The 7,964-nt window shown below is 72.8% G+C and carries 2 protein-coding genes; both read left to right on the top strand.

The features are described 5' to 3' along the window. On the top strand, window positions 1–7,153 hold a 7,153-nt coding region (locus HMPREF3115_RS10735; protein ID WP_070554364.1), incomplete at its 5' end, for a non-ribosomal peptide synthetase. 9 nt (window positions 7,154–7,162) lie between these two features. Next, window positions 7,163–7,964 (top strand): condensation domain-containing protein (locus tag HMPREF3115_RS10730; protein WP_256276120.1); only part of this gene is annotated, 802 nt, incomplete at its 3' end.

Below are 7,964 nucleotides of genomic sequence, written 5' to 3'. Positions count from 1 at the left end.
GGCCACACGCGCGCTGCGCGGCGCGCGCGTCAGCGTGCGCGTGCCCGATGCGGTCGCGGCCGACGTGCGCCAACTCGCGCGCGACGCGCACGCGAGCGTGTTCGTCGTGCTGGTCGCGGCGTTCGACGCATGGCTCGCGCGGCTCACCGGCGAAACCGACGTCGTCGTCGCGGTGCCGGTCGCGCATCGGCAGCGTGAGGAAACGCGCGCGCTGCTCGGGCTGTTCCTGAACACCGTCGCCCTGCGTGTACGCGTCGCGCCGGCCCAGCCGTTCCGCGCGCTCGTCGATGCCGCGCGCCGCGCCGCGCTCGAAGCGGTCGCGCATCAGGACGTGCCGTTCGAGCGTGTCGTCGATGCGGTGAAGCCGCCGGTCAGGCGCGGCGACGAATGGCTGCGCGTGAAGTTCGCCCAGCAGTTCGACGCGCGGCACGACAGCGTGCTGCCGGGCGCAACGGCGGTCGCGACGCCGGGGCCGGACCTCGCGGCGCGCTTCGATTTCGCGGTCGACTTCACCGACGACGCGAGCGGCATCGAACTCGTCGCCGCCTATGCGACCGACTGCATCGATGCGGATACCGCGCGCGCGTGGCTCGACAGCTATGCGGCGCTGCTCGCGTCGGCCGTGCGCGATCCGCAATGCGCGACGGCCGCGCTGCCGTGCGACGGTGCGCCCGCGTCGCGGCAGCCGCGCGACGGCCGTGCGTTGCGTGTCGAGCATGCGGACGTCGTGGCCGCGTTCGCGCGCCAGGCGGCCGCGTATCCGCATCGGATCGCCGTGGCGGACGCCGCGTCGTCGCTGAGCTTTGCCGAACTCGACGATACGTCGAACCGCGTCGCCCGCGCGCTGCAGCAGCGCGGCGTGTCCGCCGAAGCGCCCGTCATCGTCTGTATCGAGCGCTCGGTGCGCTTCGTCGTCGGGCTGCTCGGTGCGCTGAAGGCCGGCGCGCTCGCCGTGCTGCTCGATCCGGCCCAACCGGCCGCGCGCCTCGCCGCGGCGGCGGCGGACTGCGGTGCGCGCTGCGCGCTCGTCGCAAACACATCTGCATGGCCGCTCGACACGTGCGCACAGCCGCTCGACGTCGACGCGCTCGCGCACGACGCGACGCTCGCGACGGCAGCCGGTGTGCGCGTCGCGCCGCATCCGGAGCAGGGCGCGTATCTGATCTACACGTCGGGGTCGACCGGCACGCCGAAGGGCGTCGTCGTATCGCATCGCGCACTCGCCGACTACGTGCAGGGGCTGCTCGACGAGCTCGCGTTCGCGTCCGAGGCGTCGTTCGCGATGGTCTCGACCGTTGCAGCCGATCTCGGTCATACGACGCTGTTCGGCGCGCTCTGCAGCGGCCGGACGCTGCATCTGCTGCCCGCATCGTGCGCGTTCGATCCCGATGCCTTTGCGGACGAAATGCGCAGCCGCGCGGTCGGCGTGCTGAAGATCGTGCCGAGCCATCTGCAGGCGCTGCTCGACGCGCGCGTACCGGCCGACGTGCTGCCACGCCACGCGCTCGTCACGGGCGGCGAGACGCTTACGTGGGCGCTGGTCGCGCGCGTCGCGGCGCTCGCGCCCGCATGCCGCGTGATCAACCATTACGGACCGACCGAAGCGACGGTCGGCGCGCTCGCGTGCGACACCGCGTCGATCGCCGCCGACGCGCGCGATCCGGCGGCCGGCGTACCGCTCGGCGTGCCGCTGCCGAACGCACGCGCGCTCGTGCTCGACGCGTTCGGCGCCTGCGTGCCGCCCGGTGCGACGGGCGAACTCCATCTCGGCGGCCCGGGCGTCGCGCGCGGCTATCTGAACCGGCCCGCGCAGACGGCCGAGCGCTTCGTGCCCGATCCGTTCACGCCCGGTGCGCGGCTCTACCGCACCGGCGATCGCGTGCGGCTCGGCACCGACGGCCGCATCGCGTTTCTCGGCCGGATCGACGACCAGGTGAAGATTCGCGGCTACCGCGTCGAGCCCGGCGAAGTCAGCGCGGCCGTGCGCGCGGCCGGCCCGATCGCGCAGGCCGAAACGCTCGCGATCGAACACGACGGCCGGCTGCGCCTCGCGACCTTCGTCGTCACGCGCGACGGTGCCGCATTCGACGAAGCGGCGCTGCGCACGGCGCTCGCCGCGACGCTGCCCGACTACATGGTGCCTGCGCAGTGCGTCGCGCTTGCGCGTCTGCCGGTCACCGCGAACGGCAAGATCGACCGCGCGGCGCTGCGCGAGCTGGCGGCGCGACCGGTCGAGCATGCATCGGGCGATGCGCCGCAAGGGCTCGCCGAAACGGTGCTCGCCGAGGTGTGGCAGGCCGTGCTGAAAGCGCCGCGCGTCGGCCGCCACGACAACTTCTTCGAGCTCGGCGGCGATTCGATCCTCGTGCTGCAGGTGATTGCGCGCGCGCGCAAGCGCGGCGTGCGCTTCACGCCGAAACAGCTGTTCGACGGCCCGACGCTCGCCGAGCTCGCGCGCGTTGCGAAGGTCGACGCCGCCGCGACACCGCAGCCGGCCGCCGAGCCTGCGTCGTCCGCCGGCGCCGATATCCAGACGCTCACGCCCGCGCAGCAGCGCTTTTTCGCGCTCGACCTGCCGAATCGCGGCCACTGGAACCAGTCGGTCGCGTTCGACGTGCGCGGGCCGTTCGATGCCGACGCATTCGCGCGCGCGTTCGATGCGGTGCTCACGCATCACGCGGCGTTCCGCCAGCGTTTCGCGCGCGGCACGGACGGAACGTGGCATGCGACCGACGCGGCGGAGCCGTACGATGCGCTGCCGTTCGTCGAGGTCGTCGCGCACGACGAAGCCGACGCGCTCGCGCGCTTCGATGCGCTGCAGCGCCGCCTCGATCTCGCGCGCGGCCCGCTCGCCTGCGCCTGTGCGGCGCGGTTGCCGGACGGGTCGACGCGGCTGTATCTGGCGATTCATCATCTGATCGTCGACGGCGTGTCGTGGCGCATCGTGTTCGACGATCTCGATGCCGCCTACCGTGCCGCCTGCGAGCGTATGCCGGCGCGGCTGTCGGCGCCCGGCCTGCGCGCCGGTGCCTGGGCCGCGCGCCTCGCGCGTGCCGCGACCGATCCGGCGTCGCCGTTCGCGGCTGAAACCGCTTACTGGGCCGCCGCCGCAGAAGGCGACGAACTCGAGCCCGACCGGCCCGACGCGCGTGCGACGAATGCCGACGCGGCCGTCGTCGTACAGACGATCGACGCGACGCTGACGCGCGCCGCACTCACCGACGCGCACGCGGCTTACCGCACGCAGACGATCGAGCTGCTGTGCGCGGCGCTTGCGATCGCGCTGGCCGGCTCGCGCGGCGCGTCGTCGTGTCGCGTCGAACTCGAAGGGCACGGGCGCGAGGCGCTGTTCGACGATGCGGACGCGAGCCGCACGATCGGCTGGCTGACGAGCCACTATCCGGTCGCGCTGCCCGTCGCGGCGAGCGCGCGCGACACGCTCTGCGCGGTGAAGGACACGCTGCGCGCCGTGCCGCACAAGGGGCTCGGCTTCGGCGTGCTCGCGCACTACGGCGATCCGCGCACGCGCGAGGCGTTGGCGGCCGTGCCGCGGCCGCGCGTCACGTTCAACTATCTGGGCCAGTTCGACGCAGCGCGCGATGCGACGCTGGTGCCGCGCGTCGGCGGCGCCGGCATCGAGCGCGATCCGCAGGGCCCGCTCGGCAATCTGCTCGCGATCCACGCGTACCTCGACGCGCAGCCGGACGGTGCGCGCACGCTGAAGCTGCATTGGGTCTATGGCGCACCGCAGTTCGAGCGCGCGACGATCGACGCGCTGGCCGAGCGCTTTGCGGCCGCGCTGCGCGAGCTCGTCGACGCATGCGCAGCACGCCTCGCGCGGCGCGGCGGCGGTGCGACGCCGGGCGATTTTCCGCTTGCGCGCGCAGCCGGCCTCACGCAGGCCGCGATCGAGCGCACGCCGCTCGACTGGCGCACGATCGACGACGTCTATCCGCTTTCGCCGATGCAGCAGGGCATCCTGTTTCATGCGCTGTTCGCGCCCGGCCACGCGAGCTACGTGAACCAGCTCGTCGCGACGGCGACCGCGCTCGAGCCGGCGCGCCTCGTGCGCGCGTTCGCGGCGTCGATCGCGCGGCACGACATCCTGCGCACGAGCGTGATGCCGGACGAAGCGGCGCCGCTGCAATGCGTCCATCGTCATGCGCAGATGCCGGTCGAACAGCTCGACTGGCGCACGCGCGGCGCGACGCTCGACGCGGATTTCGAAGCGTGGCTCGCGGCCGATCGCGCACGCGGCTTCGACTGGCGCGAGCCGCCGCTGATGCGCCTCACGCTGATTCGCGTGACGGACGACGCGTGGCGCATCGTATGGACGCGCCATCACGTGCTGCTCGACGGCTGGAGCACGGCGCGTCTGCTCGCGGACGTGCTGCGCGACTATCGCGATCCCGATGCGGTGTCGCCGTTCGCGCCGCGTCCGGCGCTGCGCTATCGCGACTTCATCGCATGGCTTGGCACGCGCGATCGCGACGCCGACGAACGCTTCTGGACCGAACGGCTCGCGCGGCTCAATGCGCCGACGCTGATCGCCGAACGCACGGCCGACCGTGCGGACGGGCACGTCGTCACGTGGCGCGCGACGATCGACGCGCCGGCATTCGCGCGCGTCGCGCAGACGGCACGTGCACTGAAGCTGACGGTCAACACGCTGGTGCAGGGCGCATGGGCACTCGCGCTGCAGCGCATGACGCATCAGCCGGCCGTCGCGTTCGGCGCGACGGTGGCCGGACGTCCGGACGCATTGCCGGACGTCGACGCCGTACTCGGTCTCTTCATCAACACGGTGCCCGTCATCACGACGCCGGCGCCGCAGCGGCGCGCGTCGGACTGGCTGCAGGCGCTGCAACGCGACAACGCGGCCGCCGCCGAGCATGCGCACACGCCGCTCGCCGACATTCAGCGCTGGGCGCGCGGCGCGGGCGGTGCACTGTTCGACACGCTCGTCGTCTTCGAAAACTACCCGGTCGACGAGCGCACCGGCGATGCCGATCCGCGTGCGCTTGGGCTGACCGACGTGCGCAGCATCGAGGCGACCGATTTCGCGCTGACGCTCGTGATCGAAACCGGTAGTGCGCTGACGATCGACTACGGCTACGACACCGCGCGTCTCGATGCATCGCAGGTCGAGACCTGGCATCGCGCCTTCGCGTGCGCGCTCGACGCGCTCGCACGCATGCCGGACGCGCCGCTCGGCATGCTGTCGATTGCGGACGAGGCCGTGCGCGACGCGCTGACGCGCATGCACGACACCGCGCGCATCTGGCCCGACGCGCAACGACAGCCGCTGCACCGGCAGTTCGCCGATGCCGCGCGCGCGATGCCCGATGCGGTCGCGCTCGAACTGGCGGACGCGCATGGCACGATCCGGCAGATCGGCTATCGCGAACTCGATCGCCGCACGTCGCGCGTCGCGGCCGCGCTGCGCCGGCGCGGCGTGCGGCCCGATACGCCGGTCGCGCTGTGCCTCGAGCGTTCGTTCGACATGGTGATCGCGCTCGTCGGCGTGCTGAAGGCGGGCGCCGCCTATCTGCCGGTCGACCCCGACTATCCGGCCGAGCGCATCGCGTATCTGCTGCACGATGCGCGGCCGGCCGTCGCGATCACGCAGCCGCATCTGCGCGCGCAGGTCGATGCCGCGCTCGGCGAGCGCGCCTCGACGCAGTGGCTGACGCTCGCCGATCTGCTCGACGACGACGTGGCCGCCGACGCCGACGCCGACGCCGACGAACGGCCGGCCGACGTCGACGATGCGCAGCTCGCGTATCTGATCTACACGTCGGGCTCGACCGGCCGGCCGAAAGGCGCGGGCAACACGCACGGCGCGCTCGCGAACCGGATCGCGTGGATGCAGCACGCCTATGGGCTCACGCGCGACGACGTCGTGCTGCACAAGACGCCGTTCGGCTTCGACGTGTCGGTATGGGAGTTCGTGTGGCCGCTCGCGGCGGGCGCGAAGCTCGCGATCGCGGCGCCCGGCGAGCATCGCGATCCGGCGCGGCTCTGTGCCGCGATCGCGGCGCATCGCGTGACGGTGCTGCATTTCGTGCCGTCGATGCTCGCCGCGTTCGCCGCGTATCTCGACGATTTTTCGGCTGCCGCGCAGTGCGCGAGCGTGCGGCTGATCGTGGCGAGCGGCGAGGCACTCGCACCGGAGCTCGTCGCGCGCATGGCGCGGCTGCTGCCGAACGCGACGCTCGTGAACCTGTACGGGCCGACCGAAGCCGCGATCGACGTCTCGCATTGGACCTGCGGCGCGGACGACGCGCGCGCGGCCGCCGTCCCGATCGGGCATCCGATTGCGAACCTGCGGCTGCACGTGCTCGACGCCGCATGGCAGCCGGTGCCGCCCGGCGCGACCGGCGAGCTGTATCTGTCCGGCGCGGGGCTCGCGCGCGGCTATCTCGGCCGGCCGGCGCTGACCGCCGAGCGTTTCGTGCCCGATCCGTTCGCGCCGGGCGAGCGCATGTACCGCACCGGCGACCTCGCACGGCGCCGCGCGGACGGCGCGCTCGACTACCTGGGCCGGGTCGACACGCAGGTGAAGCTGCGCGGCCAGCGGATCGAACCGGGCGAGATCGAGGCGCTGCTGCGCGCGGCGCCCGGCGTGCACGACGCGGTCGTGATCGTGCGCGACGAGCAGCTGATCGGCTACGTCGCACGCGGCGATGGTGCCGCGCTCGATCGCGCGGCGCTGCTCGACACGCTGCGCGCGCAGCTGCCCGCCTACATGGTGCCCGCACAGCTGATCGAACTCGACGCGCTGCCGGTCACGCCGAACGGCAAGTGCGATCGCCACGCGTTGCCGGCGCCCGTGCGTGCGCCGGCCGTCGCGGCCGCGCTCGCGACCGATACCGAGCGCGCGCTCGCCGAGATCTGGCAGCGCGTGCTGCACGTGGACGCGATCGGTCGCGACGACGACTTCTTCCTGCTCGGCGGCCACTCGCTGCTCGCGACGCACGCGCATGCGCAGGCCAATCTGCACTGGGGCATCGCGCTGCCGCTGCGCACGCTGTTCGACGCGCGCACGCTCGCGCGCTGCGCCGCGGCGATCGACGACGCCTGCGCAGCGCGCGGCGCGACCGACGCGGCGAGCACGATCGACGCGCTGCTCGGCGAACTCGAAACCCAATAAGGACGACGGATGACGAAGGTTCAACCCGACTGGCTCGCGCTCGCGACGCGGTTCGCGCAATTGCCCGACGCGCAGCGCGCGGTGTTCATCGACAAGCTCGGCGCGGCCGGCATCGACTTTCGCGTGCTGCCGATTCCGCCGCGCACGCCGCGCAGCGACCGCGTGCCGGCGTCGTTCGCGCAGACGCGGTTGTGGCTGCACGCACGGCTGATCGATGCGCCGCAGGCGTATCACATCACCGAACGGCTCGCACTCACAGGGCCGCTCGATCGGCACGCGCTGCGTGCGGCATGCGATGCGCTGATCGCACGTCACGAGGCGCTGCGCACGACCTTCGACGAAACGGCGGACGGCGTCGCGCAGACGATCCATCCGCCATTGCGCTGCCCGTGGCGCGAAACCGATCTCGAGGCGCTGCCGCCCGCGCAGCGCGACGCCCGCGCGCACGACGTCGCGGCGGCCGACGAAGCCGAACCGTTCGATCTCGGCGCCGCACCGCTCGTGCGCGCGCATCTGCTGCGGTTCGACGCGACGCGGCACTGGCTCGCGCTGACCGTGCATCACATCGTGTCCGACGGCTGGTCCTCGAGCGTGATGCTCGACGAACTCGCGGCGTTCTATCGCGCCTATGCGGACGACCGGCCGGTGTCGCTCGCGCCGCTGCCGATCCAGTATGCCGACTACGCGTTGTGGCAGCGCCGCTGGCTCGATGCCGGCGAGCGCGATCGTCAGCTCGCGTTCTGGCGCGAACGGCTCGACGCGCAGCGCGGCGTGCTGGCGCTGCCCGGCGCGCGCGCACGGCCGGCGCGGC

The sequence above is a fragment of the Burkholderia sp. HMSC10F09 genome, from assembly GCF_001806955.1.
GTDB classification, from domain to species: Bacteria; Pseudomonadota; Gammaproteobacteria; order Burkholderiales; family Burkholderiaceae; genus Burkholderia; species Burkholderia multivorans.
The sequence above is the reverse complement of the archived record's forward strand: the minus strand, read 5'-3'. Positions and strand labels throughout refer to the sequence as shown.